At 62.9% G+C, this 17567-nt stretch carries 12 protein-coding genes; 5 read left to right on the forward strand and 7 right to left on the reverse strand.

The annotated features are described in order from the left end of the window. Nucleotides 1-151: 151 nt before the first annotated feature. Nucleotides 152-1417: an MFS transporter gene (locus tag IFT98_RS18625; RefSeq protein WP_192051012.1), complete on the forward strand. Its 1266-nt coding sequence runs from the start codon at nt 152-154 to the stop codon at nt 1415-1417. Nucleotides 1418-1723: 306 nt separating this feature from the next. Here IFT98_RS18625 and hemE read toward each other — a convergent pair whose 3' ends face one another. The 3 genes from hemE to IFT98_RS18640 all read right to left on the reverse strand — a co-directional run bounded on the left by hemE (nt 1724) and on the right by IFT98_RS18640 (nt 3415). After that, a complete protein-coding gene (gene hemE, locus IFT98_RS18630; RefSeq protein WP_122796273.1) occupies nt 1724-2788 on the reverse strand; it encodes a uroporphyrinogen decarboxylase in 1065 nt (354 codons plus the stop codon). 112 nt (nt 2789-2900) lie between these two features. Beyond that, on the reverse strand, nt 2901-3194 hold the full coding sequence (locus IFT98_RS18635; RefSeq protein ID WP_122796272.1) for a cell division protein ZapA: 294 nt from the start codon (nt 3192-3194) through the stop codon (nt 2901-2903). Continuing rightward, nucleotides 3191-3415 carry a hypothetical protein gene (locus tag IFT98_RS18640; RefSeq protein WP_122796271.1) on the reverse strand — a complete coding sequence of 75 codons (225 nt, stop codon included), beginning with the start codon at nt 3413-3415 and terminating at the stop codon, nt 3191-3193. Before IFT98_RS18640 ends, IFT98_RS18635 begins: the two co-directional genes overlap by 4 nt. Before the next feature lie 257 nt (nt 3416-3672). Here IFT98_RS18640 and IFT98_RS18645 point away from each other — a divergent pair, with 257 nt between their 5' ends. After that, nucleotides 3673-5298: a methyl-accepting chemotaxis protein gene (locus IFT98_RS18645; protein WP_192051013.1), complete on the forward strand. Its 1626-nt coding sequence runs from the start codon at nt 3673-3675 to the stop codon at nt 5296-5298. A 205-nt stretch (nt 5299-5503) separates the two neighbouring features. Here the strand turns inward: IFT98_RS18645 and gbcB are convergent, their stop codons facing one another. Then, nucleotides 5504-6604, reverse strand: a complete 1101-nt coding sequence (gene gbcB / locus IFT98_RS18650) for a glycine-betaine demethylase subunit GbcB (RefSeq protein ID WP_192051015.1) — start codon at nt 6602-6604, stop codon at nt 5504-5506. A gap of 286 nt (nt 6605-6890) precedes the next feature. Here gbcB and gbcA point away from each other — a divergent pair, with 286 nt between their 5' ends. The 3 genes from gbcA (at nt 6891) to IFT98_RS18665 (ending at nt 13543) form a co-directional block, all read left to right on the forward strand. Beyond that, nucleotides 6891-8186, forward strand: coding sequence for a glycine-betaine demethylase subunit GbcA (gene gbcA / locus IFT98_RS18655; RefSeq protein WP_122716137.1), 1296 nt, complete (start codon nt 6891-6893; stop codon nt 8184-8186). Nucleotides 8187-8383: 197 nt separating this feature from the next. Then, nucleotides 8384-10384 (forward strand): acyltransferase family protein, encoded by a 2001-nt coding sequence (locus IFT98_RS18660; protein ID WP_192051017.1) that lies wholly within the window; start codon nt 8384-8386, stop codon nt 10382-10384. Nucleotides 10385-10522: 138 nt separating this feature from the next. Continuing rightward, nucleotides 10523-13543: an RHS repeat domain-containing protein gene (locus IFT98_RS18665; RefSeq protein WP_192051019.1), complete on the forward strand. Its 3021-nt coding sequence runs from the start codon at nt 10523-10525 to the stop codon at nt 13541-13543. A 25-nt stretch (nt 13544-13568) separates the two neighbouring features. On the opposite strand, the gene etfB is transcribed toward IFT98_RS18665, so the two are convergent. From etfB to dgcB, 3 genes are read right to left on the reverse strand one after another with little or no spacing between them, the layout of a single operon-like run. Continuing rightward, complete coding sequence (gene etfB, locus IFT98_RS18670; RefSeq protein WP_192051020.1) at nt 13569-14342, reverse strand: electron transfer flavoprotein subunit beta; 774 nt, start codon at nt 14340-14342, stop codon at nt 13569-13571. A 28-nt stretch (nt 14343-14370) separates the two neighbouring features. Next, nucleotides 14371-15591, reverse strand: a complete 1221-nt coding sequence (gene etfA, locus IFT98_RS18675) for an electron transfer flavoprotein subunit alpha (protein WP_192051022.1) — start codon at nt 15589-15591, stop codon at nt 14371-14373. Further along, entirely contained in the window at nt 15591-17543 is a 1953-nt protein-coding gene (gene dgcB, locus IFT98_RS18680) for a dimethylglycine demethylation protein DgcB (protein WP_192051024.1), read from the reverse strand. Before dgcB ends, etfA begins: the two co-directional genes overlap by 1 nt. Nucleotides 17544-17567: the final 24 nt, after the last annotated feature.

Raw genomic sequence — 17567 nt, forward strand, 5'->3', positions numbered from 1 at the left:
GGGGTCAGAATATTACAGTTGCTAGCGCGCCGGGACGTTCATTCTCGGATTTTTCCTACAATTTCCTACAACGTCGGTGCTATGTGTTGGCAGAAATCATTAGCCAGCTATATAGTTTTTCAACCCCTGCCGCCCCCCTCCCGAGGTCACTGTGAAAACTGCTGTCGCGCCTGCTGCGCAAGCTGTTGATACCCCTCATCAAAACGCCGCTCAGTGCAACGAGCAGTACATCGAGAAAGGCACCCCGCAGTTCCTGCGCACGGTACTAGCGCTGTTCAGCGGCGGCTTCGCCACCTTTGCCCTGCTGTATTGCGTGCAACCCATGATGCCGATCCTGTCCCAGGAGTTCGGCATCAACGCCGCCCAGAGCAGCCTGGTGCTGTCGGTGGCGACCGGGATGCTGGCCATCGGACTGCTGATCACCGGGCCGATTTCCGACAGCATCGGACGCAAGCCGGTGATGGTGGCAGCACTGTTCTGCGCAGCGTTGTGCACCGTCGGCAGTGCCTTGATGCCCACCTGGGACGGCGTGCTGTTGCTGCGCGCCTTGACCGGATTGAGCCTGAGCGGTTTGGCTGCGGTAGCCATGACCTACCTGAGCGAGGAAATCCACCCGCAACATATTGGCCTGGCGATGGGTTTGTACATTGGCGGCAACGCCATCGGCGGCATGAGTGGACGCCTGATCACCGGCGTGCTGATCGACTTCGTCAGTTGGCACACCGCGCTGTTGGTGGTCGGCGGCCTGGCCCTAGTCGCAGCGGCAGTGTTCGTCAGGATCCTCCCGGAATCGCGTAACTTCCGTCCCCGCAAGATGAACCCACGTGGCTTGCTGGAAGGCTTCACCATGCACTTCAAGGATGCCGGCCTGCCGTGGCTGTTTCTCGAAGCGTTCCTGCTGATGGGCAGCTTCGTGACCTTGTTCAACTACATTGGCTACCGCCTGCTGGCCGAGCCGTACCACATGAGCCAGGCGCTGGTGGGGCTGTTGTCGGTGGTGTACCTGGCCGGCATCTACAGTTCGGCGCAGGTGGGTTCCCTGGCTGACAAGCATGGCCGACGCAAGGTGTTCTGGATGAGCATCGTGCTGATGTTCGCAGGCCTGCTGATGACCCTGTTCAATCCGGTGCCAGTGATCCTGCTGGGGATGCTGATGTTCACCTTCGGCTTTTTCGGTGCGCATTCGGTGGCCAGCAGCTGGATTGGACGACGTGCGTTGACGGCCAAGGGGCAGGCGTCTTCGTTGTACCTGTTCAGTTATTACGCGGGGTCAAGCGTGGCCGGGACGGCGGGAGGGATGGCCTGGCACTACGGTGGCTGGACGGGTGTGGGCGGGTTTATCGCAGGGTTGTTGACGGTGGCGTTGGTGGTGGCGGCGAGGCTGGCGAAGTTGCAGCCGGTGGGGTCGCCCAAGTAAACCGCATACACCGCCGACGCGGCTTGCGCCGCTGCTACAGGGGTGAGGTGTTTCTGTAGCAGCGGTGCAAGCCGCGTCAGGTTTCAACGCGAGCGTCCAGATGTACCGCGTACGCTGCTGACGCGGCTTGCGCCGCTGCTACAGGGGTGAGGTGTTTCTGTAGCAGCGGTGCAAGCCGCGTCAGGTTTCAACGCGAGCGTCCAGATGTACCGCATACACCGCCGACGCGGCTTGCGCCGCTGCTACAGGGTGAGGTGCTGCTGTAGCAGCGGTGCAAGCCGCGTCAAAATTCGATACGGCAGGACGTTAGCCGTGATACTGCGCCGAAAACTCATGCACGGCGTTGATGAACGCACCGGCATGCTCGGGATCGACTTCCGGGGTGATGCCGTGGCCGAGGTTGAACACATGGCCGTTGCCGTGCCCGTAGCTGGCAAGGATCCGCGCCACTTCGGCGCGAATCGCTTCGGGCTTGGCGTACAGCACGGTGGGGTCCATGTTGCCCTGCAGCGCGACCTTGTGGCCGACGCGGCGGCGGGCTTCGCCGATGTCGCAGGTCCAGTCCAGCCCCAGCGCGTCGGCGCCGGCGTCGGCAATGCTTTCCAGCCACAGGCCGCCGTTCTTGGTGAACAGAATCACCGGCACCTTGCGCCCTTCGTGTTCGCGGATCAGGCCGCTGACGATCTTGCGCATGTAGGCCAGGGAGAATTCCTGATACGCCGCAGCGGACAGGTTGCCGCCCCAGGTATCGAAGATCTGCACCGCCTGGGCCCCGGCCATGATCTGGCCGTTGAGGTAGCTGGTGACCGACTGCGCAAGTTTGTCCAGCAGCAGGTGCATGGCCTGGGGCTGGTCGTAGAGCATGGCTTTGGTCTTGCGGAAGTCCTTCGACGAGCCGCCCTCGACCATGTAGGTGGCCAAGGTCCAGGGGCTGCCGGAAAAGCCGATCAGCGGCACCCGGCCGTTGAGTTCGCGGCGGATGGTGCTGACCGCGTCCATGACGTAGCCCAGGTCCTGATGCGCATCGGGGATCGGCAACGCTTCGATGTCGGCCAAGGTACTGACGACCTTCTTGAAGCGCGGGCCTTCGCCGGTTTCGAAGTACAGGCCCTGGCCCATGGCATCGGGAATGGTAAGGATGTCGGAGAACAGGATGGCCGCATCCAGCGGGTAGCGTTCCAGCGGCTGCATGGTGACTTCACAGGCGAACGACGGGTTCTTGCACAGGCTCATGAAGTCACCGGCCTTGGCGCGGCTGGCGCGGTACTCGGGCAGGTAGCGTCCGGCCTGGCGCATCATCCACACGGGGGTGACGTCAACGGGCTGCTTGAGCAGGGCACGCAGGAAGCGGTCGTTCTTGAGGGGAGTCATGTCAACATCCGGCAGAAAAGTATGAGGATTTTCGCAGAGCAAAGAACAACAAGCCACCGGCGAGGGCTGGGCGGTGGTCTGCGCAGCAGCACCACCCGGCCGCCTGGCCGAATCAGTCCTGAGTATCGCTGCAGCGATTGACCAGGGCATCGATCCTGCTCTTGCACTGGTCCATGGCATGGGCGTGCCCCTGGCTCAGCTCGACCTGACGCTGGCACAGATTCAGCGCTGCCAGCACCAGCAGACGGTCGCCGATCAGTGTCGGATGACTGCGCTTGGTCTGCGCCAGCGTGCGTTCCAGCATGCCGAACGCCTGACGCAATGCCTGCTGTTCGCCGGGCGGTGCTTTCACTGAATATTCGTTGCCCAGAATCGAGAAGACCTCGACCCCGTCGTCAAGGTTCATACCGCCGCCGCGGTAGCACGCTCGACCAGTGCCTGAATGCGCGCGGTGGTCGCGCCCTGCTTCTCTTCCTGCTCCAGCAGGCTGAGCTGCAGCGTGTCGTTGTCATCCTTGGCCTGGGCCAGCTCGCCGGCCAGCTGGGCATTGCGTTCGGCCAGTTCCCGGTTGTGCGTTACCAGGTCGTTTACCAGGCTTTCCAATTGATTCAGGGATGCTTCCAACATTTGCTATTTCCAACACTTTGTCAGGGGCGCGAACGATAAAGAAAAAAACTCGGACGGGCCAGCTTTGATAGGACCCCGATGGACCCACAGATCCTGGTTCGGTTCGCCCCGTTCATCGGTCTTCATCGCTTGACTGCTCGCGATGGCGTGGCGCACCTGCGGCAATTCGTCCCCTTCAGACTTTTCACAGTCGACCGATAAGCCGTGCAGCCCTTTCTTGTGTCGCACGGACGCGCCCTACCTTTCGGTAACCTCACATGTCTTTACGCAACATGAACATCGCCCCGCGCGCTCTGCTCGGTTTCTCCCTCATCGGCCTGCTGATGATCGTGCTCGGGGTGTTTTCCCTGATCCAGATGAGCCATATCCGCGCCGCCGGCCAGAACATCGAGAACAACACCGTACCCAGCATCACCAGCCTGGACGAGCTGACCCAGCTGACGCTGCGCCTGCGTGTGCTGTCGTACCGTTTGCTGCTCAATCGCGAAGCCGACATCCAGCAGAAAACCGTGCAGTTGTTCGATCAGCGCAATGCGCAGATCAACCAGGCCCAGGCCCGTTACGAGAAGATGATTTCCAGTGGCGAAGAGCAGGCGGCCTACGATGACTACAAGCGTTTGCTGGGCCAGTATCGTCAGCTCGAGTCACGCATGAAGAGCTTCTCGGCCAACGGCCAGGTAGAAGAGCTGCGGACCATGCTCAACAGCGACATGCTGGGCAACTCCGAGCAGGTCAATGCCGTGCTCGAGAAACTGGTCAAGATCAACAATGTGCAAACCCGCGAGATCAACCAGCAGGCAGACGACGAATACCGCTCGGCGTTCACCTGGGTGGTGGGCATGCTGATCGTCGCGACCCTGCTGACGTTCCTGTTCGCCTGGCTGTTGACCCGCAGCATCGTCAAGCCGATCGACCAGGCACTGGTGGCGGCCGAGGCAATTGCCGAAGGCAACCTGACCCGGCCGATCCATGCCGAGGGGCGCGACGAAGCCGCGCGGTTGCTGCTGGCCATGCAGAAGATGCAGGGCAAGTTGCGCGATACCCTGCAGCGTATTTCCGGCTCGGCGACCCAATTGGCATCGGCTGCCGAGGAACTCAACAGCGTGACCGACGAAGGCGCCCGTGGCCTGACTCAACAGAACAACGAGATCGAACAGGCCGCCACTGCGGTCAACGAGATGACCAGTGCGGTCGAAGAGGTGGCACGCAACGCCGTGAGCACCTCCGAGGCGTCCAAGGACGCGACCACGTCGGCCAGCGATGGCCGTGACCTGGTCATGGAAACCGTCAGCGCCATCGAACGCATGAGCGGCGACGTGCAGAGCACCGCCGAGCTGATCGGCAACCTGGCGACCGAGTCGCGCGATATCGGCAAGGTGCTGGACGTGATTCGTGGCCTGGCCGACCAGACCAACCTGCTGGCGCTCAACGCGGCCATCGAGGCGGCACGTGCCGGCGAGGCAGGCCGCGGGTTTGCGGTGGTGGCCGACGAGGTCCGCGCACTGGCGCACCGTACCCAGCAGTCGACCAGCGAGATCGAGCGCATGATCGGCAGCATCCAGGGCGGCACCGAGCAGGCCGTGGACTCGATGCGCAACAGCACCGAGCGTGCTGAGTCGACCCTCAACATCGCCAAGGGCGCCGGCATGGCGCTGGAGACGATCAATGGCGCCATCGTGCAGATCAACGAGCGCAACCTGGTGATTGCCAGCGCTGCCGAAGAGCAGGCTCAGGTGGCACGCGAAGTGGACCGCAATCTGGTGAACATTCGCGACCTGTCGGTGCAGACCGCTGCAGGTTCGGCGCAGACCACGGCAGCCAGCGGCGAACTGGCGCGCCTTGCAGTGGATTTGAATGGGCTGGTGGCACGCTTCAAGGTGTAAGCACCAGGCGCCTGGACGCGTTCATTCATAGACACCGCGTGCTCCGCCGACGCGGCTCGCGCCGCTGCTACAGAAACACCGCGATCCCCTGTAGCAGCAGCGCAAGCCGCGTCCGGCCTCGACGCAGGCGGCGCGGTGGAACAGACGGATCGCGGTGCGCCCTTCGCGGCCACGGACCGCTCCCACAGGGGCCGTGTGGAAGGGATCAGAATTCGATGCGTACGTCTCCCTTCGGCACGCTGCAGCAGGACAGGATATAGCCCTCGGCTTCGTCATCCTCGGTGATGCCGCCGTTGTGCTCCATCTCCACTTCCCCGCCCAGCTTCAACACTTTGCAGGTGCCACAGATACCCATGCCGCAGGCCTTGGGAATCATCATCCCGAGCTTGGAAGCCGCCGCGTGCACGGTTTCGCCCGGCGCCACGCGGATGCTCTTGCCGCTGGCGGTGAACTCCACCAGATGCAGTTCCGAGACGTCCACTTCCGGCGCATCGGCGGCTTGCTCGGCCTGTTCCACGGCGTCGGCGCGCGCCTCGGGCGGCGTGGCGCCGAACGATTCCTCGTGGTAACGGGTCATGTCGAAGCCGGCAGCTTCCAGCAGGCGCTTGACCGCAGTCATGTACGGGGTCGGCCCGCAGCAATACACCTCGCGCTCCATGAAATCAGGTGCGATCAATTCCAGCAGCTTGTGGTTCAGGTAGCCACGGTAGCCTGACCACGGTTCACCCAGCCCATGCTTTTCGCAGATGATGTGCAGGCTGAAGTTGTCGACCCGCGATGCCATGTGCTCCAGCTCGCGGTGGTAGATGATGTCCTTGGGCGAGCGCGCACTGTGCACGAAGACCATGTCGACGTTGGCGTTGGTGTCGTAGAACCAGCGCGCCATCGACATCACCGGCGTGATACCGACCCCGCCGCTGAGGTAGAGAATCTTCGGCGCGGGGAAATCGATGGCATTGAACAGCCCGACCGGGCCATGCACCGCCAGCTCCTGGCCCTCGTGCAGGGTGTCGTGCAACCAGTTCGAGACGCGCCCGCCCGGCACCCGCTTGATGGTGATGGAAAAGCTGTACGGCACCGACGGTGCGCTGGAAATGGTGTACGAACGCATCACCGGCTGGCCGTCGATTTCCAGCTCCAGGGTCACGAACTGGCCCGGCTTGAAAAAGAACAGAATCGGCTGGTCGGCCATGAAGCAGAAGGTGCGCACGTCCCAGGTTTCCTGGATCACCTTGACGCAACGAACGATGTGGCGACCGTTGGCCCAGGTCTGGGTATTGACGGGCATCAGGAAGGGGTTGGACATGCTGGTCTCCAAGGTCGATTGCCGACTGTGCGTGCAGCGATTCTGCGTGTGCACCGCCGCCGTCACATTCCCATCCGCGACATCCACATGCTCATGGCGACCAGCCCCATGCCGCCTAGCCTGCAGCGTCGGGAATGGATTTGGCCATGTCGCCCATGGATAAGGTTCGTGGCGCGGCGAGTCGCACACTCCACCGCATCTGAACGCAGTTTCAGCCGCCTTGCGTCGACAACCGTAACAGCCACTTTTTTCGCGGCCACACTGCCTGGCCATGAGGATGAACACGATGGATGCCACCACTACCCTGAGCCTGGGCGACCCACTGGAACCCGCACGCAAGGCCACCGCCCAGATGCTGCAGGAGCGCGAGCGTACCTTCTCCCTGCCGCAGCCGTTCTACAACGATGAGCGCCTGTTCCAGATCGACATGCAGGAGATCTTCAACAAGGAGTGGCTGATCGCTGGCATGACGTGCGAGATCCCGGCCAAGGGCAACTACCTCACCCTGCAGATCGGCAGCAATCCGATCCTCGTGGTGCGCGGGGCCGAAGGGGTGGTGCATGCCTTTCACAACGTCTGTCGCCATCGCGGGTCGCGACTGTGCACCAAGGAAAAAGGCAAGGTGGCCAAGCTGGTCTGCCATTACCACCAATGGACCTACGAGCTGGACGGCCGCCTGCTGTTCGCCGGTACCGAGATGGGCGCCGACTTCGACATGAAGCAGTACGGTCTCAAGCCCGTGCACGTGAAAACGTCAGGCGGTTACATCTTCATCAGCCTGGCCGAGAATCCGCCTGCGATCGACAACTTCCTCAGTACGCTGAACCATTACATGGAACCGTACGACATGGAAAACACCAAGGTCGCGGTGCAGACCGATCTGCTGGAAAAGGCCAACTGGAAACTGGTGCTGGAGAACAACCGCGAGTGCTACCACTGCGGCGGCGCCCACCCCGAATTGCTCAAGACCTTGCTGGAATGGGATGACGTCACCGATCCACGCGCCGACCAGGCCTTCAAGGATCACGTGGCCGCCTCGGCTGCCGCCTGGGATGCCGAGAAGATCCCCTACGCCCACGCCAGCCACGGCCTGCGCAACCGCATCGTGCGCATGCCGCTGCTCAAGGGCACGCTGTCGATGACGATGGACGGCCAGGTCGGCTGCAAGAAGCTGATGGGGCGCATCAAGAACCCCGACCTGGGCTCGATGCGCATCCTCCACCTGCCGCATTCCTGGAACCACTGCATGGGTGACCACATCATCGTCTTCACGGTGTGGCCGATCAGTGCCCAGGAAACGGTGGTCACTACCAAGTGGCTGGTGCACAAGGACGCTGTGGAAGGCGTGGACTACGACGTTGCGCGGATGCGCCAGGTGTGGGACGCGACCAACGATCAGGACCGTCGCCTGGCCGAGGAAAACCAGCGCGGCATCAACTCCACCGCCTACCAGCCGGGGCCGTACTCCAAGACCTACGAGTTCGGCGTGGTGAACTTCATCGACTGGTACAGCGAGCGCCTGCTGAGCAACCTGGGGGCGGAGCCTGCGGCGTATCTCAAGGGTGTGGCAGTGCACGAGTAACAGGCGTGCTCATCGGCCGCGAAGGCTTGGTGCGGTATATCTGACCCTGCGCGGCGCGCCTTTGGCGGCCGCGGACCGCTCCTACACCGGTGTGAGCAGTGGTCGCCCAGCTCGGGATACATTCTGAAAAGATGCAATCTGGCGTTTGCCTGCACTGACATTCTATGGTCGCTGCCCAACCATAAAAGGGCGGCACCATGTCCTCCACTCCCGGCTCGCCATACGTTGCGGGCATCGATGGTCTGCGCGCGATCGCGGTACTTGCAGTCATCGTTTTCCATGTCGAGTTCCTGCGCTTTCTGCCAGGAGGCTTCACCGGCGTAGACATGTTCTTCGTCATTTCCGGCTACGTGATCAGCCGTTCCCTGGCCGAAAAAGGGCAACAACCGCTGCGCACCTTCCTGCTGCAGTTCTACCAACGACGCCTGCTGCGCATTCTTCCCGCGTTATTGCTTGTGCTCACCGCCAGCGTACTGATCTCGGCGCTGATCATTCCCCCGGTATGGCTGAGCAGTCAGAACGAGGACACCGGGCTGGCCGCCTTCCTTGGCCTGAGCAACCTGGTGCTGGCCTGGCAAACCGACAGTTACTTCTCGCCGAAAGCGGAGTTCAACCCCTACCTGCACACCTGGTCGCTGGGCGTGGAGGAACAGTTTTACCTGATATTCCCCGTGGTCTTCGTGCTGTGGCTGCGCTATCGCGAACACAGCTGGATCGCACGCGGCTTACTGCCTGCCCTGACCGTTGCCTCGCTGCTTTGGTGCGCACTACAGACCCAGGCCGCGCCGCTGTCGGCGTTCTACCTGCTGCCCAGTCGCTTCTGGGAACTGGCCTGCGGTGCACTGCTGTTTCAGGCCATGGGCCAAGGCTGCGGAACACGCCTGCGCCCTTGGCACCTGCAGGCAATGCTGGTGGTCGGGCTGACGCTGCTGGCAACAGGCTTCATCCTTGCCCCGGCCGAACACTTTCCGTATCCGTGGGCGCTGCTGACGGTGCTGGGCACGCTGCTGCTGATCGCCGCCGTGGTGGAGGCTGGCAACCAACACTCGGGGCCGTTGCTGGCGCTGCTGCGCTGGCCCGCCCTGACCTATGTCGGACGTCTTTCCTACTCGTTGTATCTGTGGCACTGGCCAGTGGCGGTTTTCCTGCGCTGGACCGTGGGCCTGGAAACGCTATCGGTGCAACTGGCCTACCCCTTGCTGGTGCTGGGTCTGGCAACTGCGACCTATCACGGGGTCGAGGCACCCGTACCCCGTGGACGCACGCTCTGGCATCGCCGTGCAGGCTGGTCGGTCATAGGTGGGCTGAGTGCGATCGGACTCTGCGCAGCGCTTGCGGCATGGACAATCCACTCTACCGAGCGTTTCTCGCTGAGTACGGTCGCCGACACCTACACCTGGCACGCTTACAGACACTACCCTCGCGAGCCGATCGAAAAGATCGACCTGCCGGCCCTGCAAGGGCGCCAGCTGTTCGTGCTGGGCGACTCGCACACCGCCGCCTACCGCACGATGCTCAACATCGTCTCGCTGCGACTGGGTATCGAGGTGGTGGAGTACGAACGCGGCGGTTGCGCGGTGGTCAGCTTGCTGGATGCCGACCCGTCCGGCTGCGCTACCTGGCGAAGCAGCGCCCTGGCCGATATTCAGGCACGCGGCAAACCGGGCGATGTGGTGTTCCTGGCGTCCTTGCGCATGCCGGAACTGACCGGGCGCGACTGGTGGAGGGGGGAGGATGCAATCTTCGAACAAGCCCGCAGCGAGCGTACCGCGCAACACGCCCAAGCCGCCCGCCAAGCCGCCGACGCCGTGCTCGAACCTTTGCAGGCGGCAGGTTTGACTGTATTGATCGACGCGCCATCACCGGTTTTCAAGGCCCCGGCGAACCGCTGCTCGGACCCATTCAATCGCACGAATCCGATCTGCGCGCCCGGATTGAGCGTGGAACGCGACCGGATATTGCAGCTACGTGCGCCACAGATGCATCTGCTGACGATACTGGCCCGCGAATACTCGGCGCTGAACGTCTGGGACCCGTTACCTATCCTCTGTGCAAGCAACACGTGCTCGGCCTACGACACCAACGCAAAACCACTTTTCGCCGACGCCGACCACCTGAGCGGCCACGGCAATCGTGTGCTCGAGCCCTCTTTCACAGCGCTTTTGATACACCTCTACGCACCAAAGCAACCGCGATGATGGACCCGGTACGCCAAGGCCCGACGTGACCGCACCGCCGCTACAATTGTGCGCATCGTTGATACCGTGGGCGTTCATGGCTGGCTGCCGGGCGATCAGAGATAAAGAGGGAAATCTATCCGATCAAGGCAGGACAGCATGTCGCCCCTTCGAAGCGTTTCCGATCAACTCGCCATCCATGCCCGCACCCCGGCGCTGGTGGTGTCCGACCCCCGTGGCCTGGCCGTACGCACCCTCGGTTATTACCGACGCGAAGCCGGCACCCCTGCCGAGCCTCGGGTCAGCGCCCAATGGCATGACCACGCCGGCCGCCCCGTCGCCCAGTGGGATCCGCGTCAGTTCGCGCACTTCCAAAGCGGGGTGAGCGAGACGCCGAATCAAGCAACAGTGTTCAGCTTCTCAGACACACCGTTGTTGCAGCGCAATGCGGATTCTGGCTGGAAAGCGATGTTGCTCGATGCGCAAGGCTCCAACCGGGAAAGCTGGGACAGCAAGGGCATCCATACCACGCTGCATTATGACCAGCACGCCAGGTTGGTGTCGGTTGCCAAACGCGATGCCGAGGGCCGGCAACGCATCACGCAGCGCGTGGATTACGCACCAGTCGACAGCGAGCACGCTGCTCGCAATCTGTGCGGCACCAGCTATCGGCATGACGATGACGCGGGCAGCAGGATCGCTCATGGGTTCGACATCAATGGCGAAGCGATCAGCTATACGCAGCATTTTCTAAGCGCAGAGGTGCCGCCCGACTGGCCCGCTCTCCTGGTGGAGCGCGATGCCCTGCTGGAGCCTGGGCCAGGTTATCGCACTGCCTATACCCATGATGCAACCGGCATGCTTGTCACCCACAAAGACGCCTTGGGTAATGCGCAACATTTTGGCCATGACATCAGTGGCCTGGAGGCTTCCAGCCGGCTGGTAACTGCCGAGGGGCTGGATTGTGCGCTGCTGTCGGCGGTGATTCATGATGCAGGCGGGCGGGTCGTTTCGCAAACGATGGGCAGTGGCGTGACAAGCCGAGCCGAGTACGACCCCATCAATCAACGGCTGCTCAGGGCAATGTCCGTACGCGCCGACGCAGCGGTCCTTCAGGACTTGCACTACCTGTATGATCCAGCCGGCAACATCATCAAGGTCAGCGATCAATCTCAACCCACCAGGTACCACGCCAATCGTCGCATCGAAGCGATCAACGAATATCGCTATGACTCGTTTTGCCAGCTGATCGAAGCCACCGGTCGCGAAGCCGCGAATGCGGGCGACGAAGGCCCATCACTGCCGCCGTTGCTGGTAATGCCCCAGGATCCTTCCTTGCTGCTCAACTACAGGCAGAACATGGAGTATGACCGGGCGGGCAACCTGACAGAGCTTCGCCACGTCAACGGGCAACGGAACCGAACACTGAGAATGGCGGTGGCAAATGCCAGCAACAGATCGCTGCCCGAGCGCGACGGGCAGCTTCCCGATGAAGGCCATTTGACCGATGGCTTCGATGCCAACGGAAACACTCGCGAACTGCTGCCCGGGCAGGCGCTGACATGGGATGAATACAACCAACTGCAGCGCGTGGCACCGGTTCAGCGCGACGATGAAGAAGATGATTATGAGCGCTACATCTACGACGCGGCGGGCAGCCGTTTGCGCAAGATATCCCATGCCCAACAACGCAGCGGTTCACGCCGATGCGAGGTTCGCTACCTGCCGGGGTTGGAAATTCGGACGGACAGCCGCAGCGGTGAGCGCTTGCATGTCATCGTTGCGCAAGCGGGCAAGAACGGCGTTCGTCTGCTGCACTGGGCACATGGCAAACCCGAGGGTTTGCCCAATGACCAACTGCGTTTCACGCTGAGCAACCATTTGCGCTCTGCCACGTTGGAGCTGGGCAGCGACGGCCAGCTATTGAGCCGGGAAGAATACTATCCGTTCGGGGGCACGGCCTGCTGGGCTGGTCGCAGTGCACTGCAAGCCAAGTACAAAACCATCCGCTACTCCGGCAAGGAACGTGACGCCACCGGTCTTTACTATTACGGCCTGCGCTACTACGCACCCTGGCTGATGCGATGGATCAATCCGGATCCGGCGGGCGATATCGACGGTCTGAACCTCTATGCCATGGTGGGCAACAATCCGATCAGCCTGGTGGACGGTGATGGCCGCGCCAAAACAAAATATGACACCCTTGAAGCCATGATCGAGGCGGGCCCTACAGACGAATACCTCGCAGGGCAGCCGTATTGGGGACGCGGCTCCGAGCAAGAGCGACGCCGGAAATACGAGAACTGGAAAGACCATTGCAAGACCTGGTTCAACCGCGCCAGGCACAGCCGCGCGGAGGTACTGCTTGCCGCTTACGAAATCGCTGAAACCAACAGCAAGGGCGTGATCCAGGCGCTGAAAAATATGGAAAGCAATACCGAACTGGCGAAGTCAGTTGGACTTCGAGGGGCCACCATCGTTGTCTCCAACCTGAGTTCTACCGCCACAGGGACGGCCATCGGCGCAGCCGTCGGGGCGATGACATTGGGCCCGGCGGGGGCTCTGGCCGGTGCTGGCCTGGGCATGGTGGTCGGCAAGCTGGCCAGTATCGTCTCGGAAAAGGCAATGGAGAAAGCCGGCAATACCGCCACCCTGCATCTGCGCACTGGAAGCCTGGGCGCTTCATCGATCATGCATGACGCGAAGATCCGCAAGAACGGTCTGCCGGGCAAGGTCTTTTACAAAGCTCGCAGTTACGTACCCGACAATCCCAAGAACGCCTTGAACCTTAGCACTGAAGCTGTCAAAACCGCAGGTTCCAAAGCTGCGGGGCCGGCAGGCGTCGTCGTCAAGATCGGCGTTGATGCCATCAAGGCTGGCTATGAAGTGTACAAAACCCAACAAGAAAAAGACCCAGCGAAGCTTGAATGTCTGGAATCCAGTGCGGACGGTGCGATCGCCGAGCTCTATCGGCGCACACTCCAGGTCGCAGCGATGTACGGTGCAACAGCGGACGACGATGAACTGCCTGGGTTGACCGACGGCTTCCTCAGCGGAAAAAACATGACGCTGCGTGACCTCGCGGCCAAATTCGGCGCCGCTGTCGACCACCTGCAAACCGCGGCCGCCGCCACCAGCGCGTTCCGCCAACGACATCAAGCCGACCTGATCACCCTCTAGCTGCGTCTCATGAAAGCCATAGCGATCAAAGCCGCACCACCCCCTCCTCAATCAACGCCTTGAGCACCGCCTGAGCGCCTTCCTCGGCGCTCAGGCCCTTGAGCACCTGCCCTCCTCCGCCACTGGCCTTGGCCGTGGCGGCTTTCATGCGGTCCGCTCCGCTCTTGGCCTTGATCACCTTCAAGCGTTTGGGCCGAGGTTTGGCCGGCTGCAACTCGGCGCTGTCGAACAGCTCATCGTTGATCACCTCCACCTCATCCACCGGCAGCCGCCCGCGCTGCGCCGGGCCGTAGGCGCTCTGCCGAGGCTTGGGTGCGGCATTGTCGACGGTGGCCAGCAATGGCAGGCGTACCTTGAGGCGCCGCCGCTGGCCACGGGGCAAAGCCTGCAGCACCTGGGCCACGCCGTTGTCGATGGACTCGACCTCGGCCAGACCGACGATCAACGGCCAGCCGAGTTTTTCCGCCAGCAGAAAGGGCAACATGCCCGAGCCTTCGCCGGTTTCCGCCTGAGTACCGGTAAGCACCATTTGCGCACCGGCCGCTTGCAGGTAGTCGCACAGGGCCGGCAAGGCATCGGCGCCCTGCGGCTGCTCAAGCACGTGCAACTGTTGCAGGCCCATGCCCAGATACGCGCGCAGCGCCGGCTCGGCGGCATCACCGGCGTGCAGTACCTGCAGGTCATCTCCGGCCAGTTGCAGGCCCAATTCCACGGCGCGTGAATCATGGTCGGCGCGCCGGGGGCGGCCGGAGGTCGGGTGGGCGCCGATGGAAACTAGAGTGATGACCTTGGTGTTCATGTCTGTGTCTCTCTCATCGAGGCGCCCATCAGGCCGCGTCGCGCTTGGCTTGGTTGCGATAGGCCTGGATGGCGTCGATCAAGGCGTGCATGATCGCCTGGCCGTCGCCGATCACCGACAGGTCGGCACGCTTGACCATGTCGCAGTTGGCGTCGAGGTTGATGGCAATGACCTTGTCGCAACCGCCAATGCCCTGCAAGTGCTGGATGGCACCGGAAATGCCCACCGCCACATAGACCCGCGCGGTCACCCAGGTACCACTGGCGCCAACCTGTCGGTCGCGCAGCATGAAACCATCGTCGACCGCCACCCGCGAGGCACCTTCGGTCGCCCCCAGGGCTTGAGCCGTACGGTGGAACAGCTCCCAATCCTTGACCCCATTGCCCCCCGAGAATATGAATTCCGATTCGGCCATGGGCACGGCCGCCGGATCGACCGCCACCGCACCGAGGTCTTCGATACGCGGCAGGTTGCGTGCCACACCTGTGGACAACTGCACCGGCAGTGCTTCGTGGCGGGTTTCGTCCACCGGTTCGGCGCACTCGGCGGCCGCCAGGATCAAGCGCGGCAGCGGCCGGGCGATGTCCTGCTGGCCGGCGCCGGCACGGCTGATGCACTGGCCGTCCTTGACTTGCCAGACACGGGTCGCCGGACGTTCACCCAGGCCCGCGGCAAAACGCCGACCCAGTTCACCGCCACCGGTGCGGCTGTCGGGCAGCAGCCAATGGCGAGGGACGAACTGGTTATCCACCGCGCGCAAGCCCTGGACCCGCTGCTCTGGTGCATAACCTTCGAACTCGGGGCCCTGCAGGATCAGCAGCCGGTCCACGCCGGCGGTGTCGAAAGCGTTTTCCTTGTGCTCGCCAAAGACAATGGCCAATACCGCACCACCACCCGCTGCCAGGCGATGCGCCAGGCCCAGCACGTCGCGGTCGTGGCTGCTCAGGCGGCCGCCGACCATGTCCGGTACCACGGCGATGTAGAATTGCGGCACTGCCACCTGATGCAAGGGCAACCTCACTTCCACGGCTGCCGAACGCTTGCTCGTGCCGCCCTGCTGGGCGCCGCTGCGGTCGATGCGCTTGATCCCGTTGGCGCCGATGAAACCGATGCCGTGGGGGTTCTTGCGCATTACGCCATTTGGCCCCATCCATGTACTGGCTTGAGGCTGCAGGGCACTGTGCAAAGGATGCAGGCGGTTGCGGGCGATCCATTCGGCCCGTGGATCACGACGGATGAGATCACTCATCAATGCACCTCCTCGGCGACTTCACGTTTGGCCGGTGCGGGCTTGGCGGGGGCAACACTGTCCTCGACCAGCGCCTCGGCGACCAGTTCGGCAATGTCCTTGACCAATGGCCGCGGTTCCACCACGCCTTCGAGCATGGCGGTGCACTGCGGGCAGCCCACGGCCACGACGTCGGCCTGGGTTTCGCGGATGTCTTCCATGCGCATGTCGGGAATGCGCTGCTTGCCGGGTATGTCGGTGATCGGTGCGCCGCCGCCGCCACCGCAGCAGCGGGAACGGAACCCCGAGCGCTGCATTTCCTTGACCTCGATACCCAGCGCCTTGAGCACATCGCGCGGGGCCTGGTATTCGCCGTTGTAGCGGCCCAGGTAGCACGGATCGTGGTAGGTCACGCTGCCGCCCTTGTGTTGCCCCAGATGAAGCTGGCCGGCGGTGACCAGTTCGGCCATGAAGGTGCTGTGGTGCAGCACCTGATAGTTGCCGCCCAGCGCGCCGTATTCGTTCTTCAACACATGGAAACTGTGGGGGTCGCAGGTGACGATGCGCTTGAAGCCGTACTTGGCGAGGGTGCCGATATTGCGCTTGGCCAGCAGCTGGAAGGTGGCCTCGTCGCCCAGTCGCCGCGCCACGTCTCCGCTGTCGCGCTCTTCCAGGCCGAGCACGGCGAAGTCGACCTTGGCCGCTTTCAGCACTTTGACGAAAGCACGCAGGGTGCGCTGATTACGCATGTCGAAGGCACCGTCACCGACCCAGAACAGCACGTCGGCAGTTTTCCTGTCGGCGAACAGATCCAGATTGAGGTCGGCGGCCCAGTTCATCCGGCCACCCGGGCTGAAACCGCCGGGGTTGTCGGTAGCGATCAGGTTGTCCAGCACTTCGGCGCCCTTGTTGGGCGTGGCGCCTTTCTCCAGCGTCAGGTGGCGACGCATGTCGACGATGGCATCGACGTGCTCGATCATCATCGGACACTCTTCCACGCACGCGCGGCAGGTGGTGCACGACCACAGGGTGTCGGCATCGACCAGGCCATTGACGATCGGCTGGTGCGGGTTGCCCGCGTGTTCGCCAATCGCCTTGCCGGGATAGGGGCTGCCGGCGAAGTTCGCATCGGTGCCACCGGCCAGGCCTACGACCATGTCCTGAATGAGCTTCTTCGGGTTCAGGGGTTGACCGGCGGCGAACGCCGGGCACGCGGCTTCACATTTACCGCACTGCACGCAGGCATCGAAGCCCAGCAGCTGGTTCCAGGTGAAGTCCTTGGGTTTTTCCACACCCAGTGGTGCGGTGGGGTCATTCAGGTCAAGCGGCTTCAGGCCGGTTGAGCGACCGCCGCCAAAGCGCTCGGCACGGCGGTGCCAGGCCAGGTGCAAGGCGCCAGCGAAAGCGTGCTTCATCGGCCCGCCCCAGGTCAGTCCGAGAAACAGTTCCGACACGCCCCACAGCACGCCGATGCCCAGCACCGCAGCCAGTACCCAACCGCCGAAATTCATCGGCAAGATACCGGCCACCGGCAAGGTGGCGATGAAGAAGGTGGCCGAGAACATCAGCAGGCTTTTCGGCAGGCGCATCCATGGGCCCCTGGACAGCCGCGCGGGTGGGTTGCGACGGCGAGCGTAGACGAAGCAGGCACCGATGAACATCAATGCCGTGGCGAACAGCAAGGCGTAGCCGAGAATGCGATTGTGCAGGCCGAAGCCGTGGACCAGCACCGCCAGCACCGCTGCCAGCACTGCGCCACCGGCCGTGGCGACGTGGGTGTTGGCGATGTACTTGTCGCGCGCGACCACATGGTGCAGGTCGACCATGTAGCGCTTGGGCATGGCCAGCAGGCCACCGAGCAGGTCGACCTGGGATGGCCGGCCGCGGCGCCACATAGTGATTCGCCGCACGGCGCCCAAAACAGCCAGAGCCAGGGCGGCGAACAGCAGGATGGGAAGCAGTGTGTTGAGCATGGTGAAGCCTCTGTGGACCCTCGT

The organism is Pseudomonas sp. CFBP 8770, assembly GCF_014841705.1.
In the GTDB taxonomy this organism is placed as follows: Bacteria; Pseudomonadota; Gammaproteobacteria; order Pseudomonadales; family Pseudomonadaceae; genus Aquipseudomonas.

What these genes read in the sequence shown, in the direction of transcription:
- hemE (WP_122796273.1), bottom strand. Translation starts at nt 2,788, where the DNA reads ATGACTCCCCTCAAGAACGACCGCTTCCTGCGTGCCCTGCTCAAGCAG.
- IFT98_RS18635 (WP_122796272.1), bottom strand. Translation starts at nt 3,194, where the DNA reads ATGAACCTTGACGACGGGGTCGAGGTCTTCTCGATTCTGGGCAACGAA.
- IFT98_RS18640 (WP_122796271.1), bottom strand. Translation starts at nt 3,415, where the DNA reads ATGTTGGAAGCATCCCTGAATCAATTGGAAAGCCTGGTAAACGACCTG.
- IFT98_RS18645 (WP_192051013.1), top strand. Translation starts at nt 3,673, where the DNA reads ATGTCTTTACGCAACATGAACATCGCCCCGCGCGCTCTGCTCGGTTTC.
- gbcB (WP_192051015.1), bottom strand. Translation starts at nt 6,604, where the DNA reads ATGTCCAACCCCTTCCTGATGCCCGTCAATACCCAGACCTGGGCCAAC.
- gbcA (WP_122716137.1), top strand. Translation starts at nt 6,891, where the DNA reads ATGGATGCCACCACTACCCTGAGCCTGGGCGACCCACTGGAACCCGCA.
- IFT98_RS18660 (WP_192051017.1), top strand. Translation starts at nt 8,384, where the DNA reads ATGTCCTCCACTCCCGGCTCGCCATACGTTGCGGGCATCGATGGTCTG.
- IFT98_RS18665 (WP_192051019.1), top strand. Translation starts at nt 10,523, where the DNA reads ATGTCGCCCCTTCGAAGCGTTTCCGATCAACTCGCCATCCATGCCCGC.
- etfB (WP_192051020.1), bottom strand. Translation starts at nt 14,342, where the DNA reads ATGAACACCAAGGTCATCACTCTAGTTTCCATCGGCGCCCACCCGACC.
- etfA (WP_192051022.1), bottom strand. Translation starts at nt 15,591, where the DNA reads ATGAGTGATCTCATCCGTCGTGATCCACGGGCCGAATGGATCGCCCGC.
- dgcB (WP_192051024.1), bottom strand. Translation starts at nt 17,543, where the DNA reads ATGCTCAACACACTGCTTCCCATCCTGCTGTTCGCCGCCCTGGCTCTG.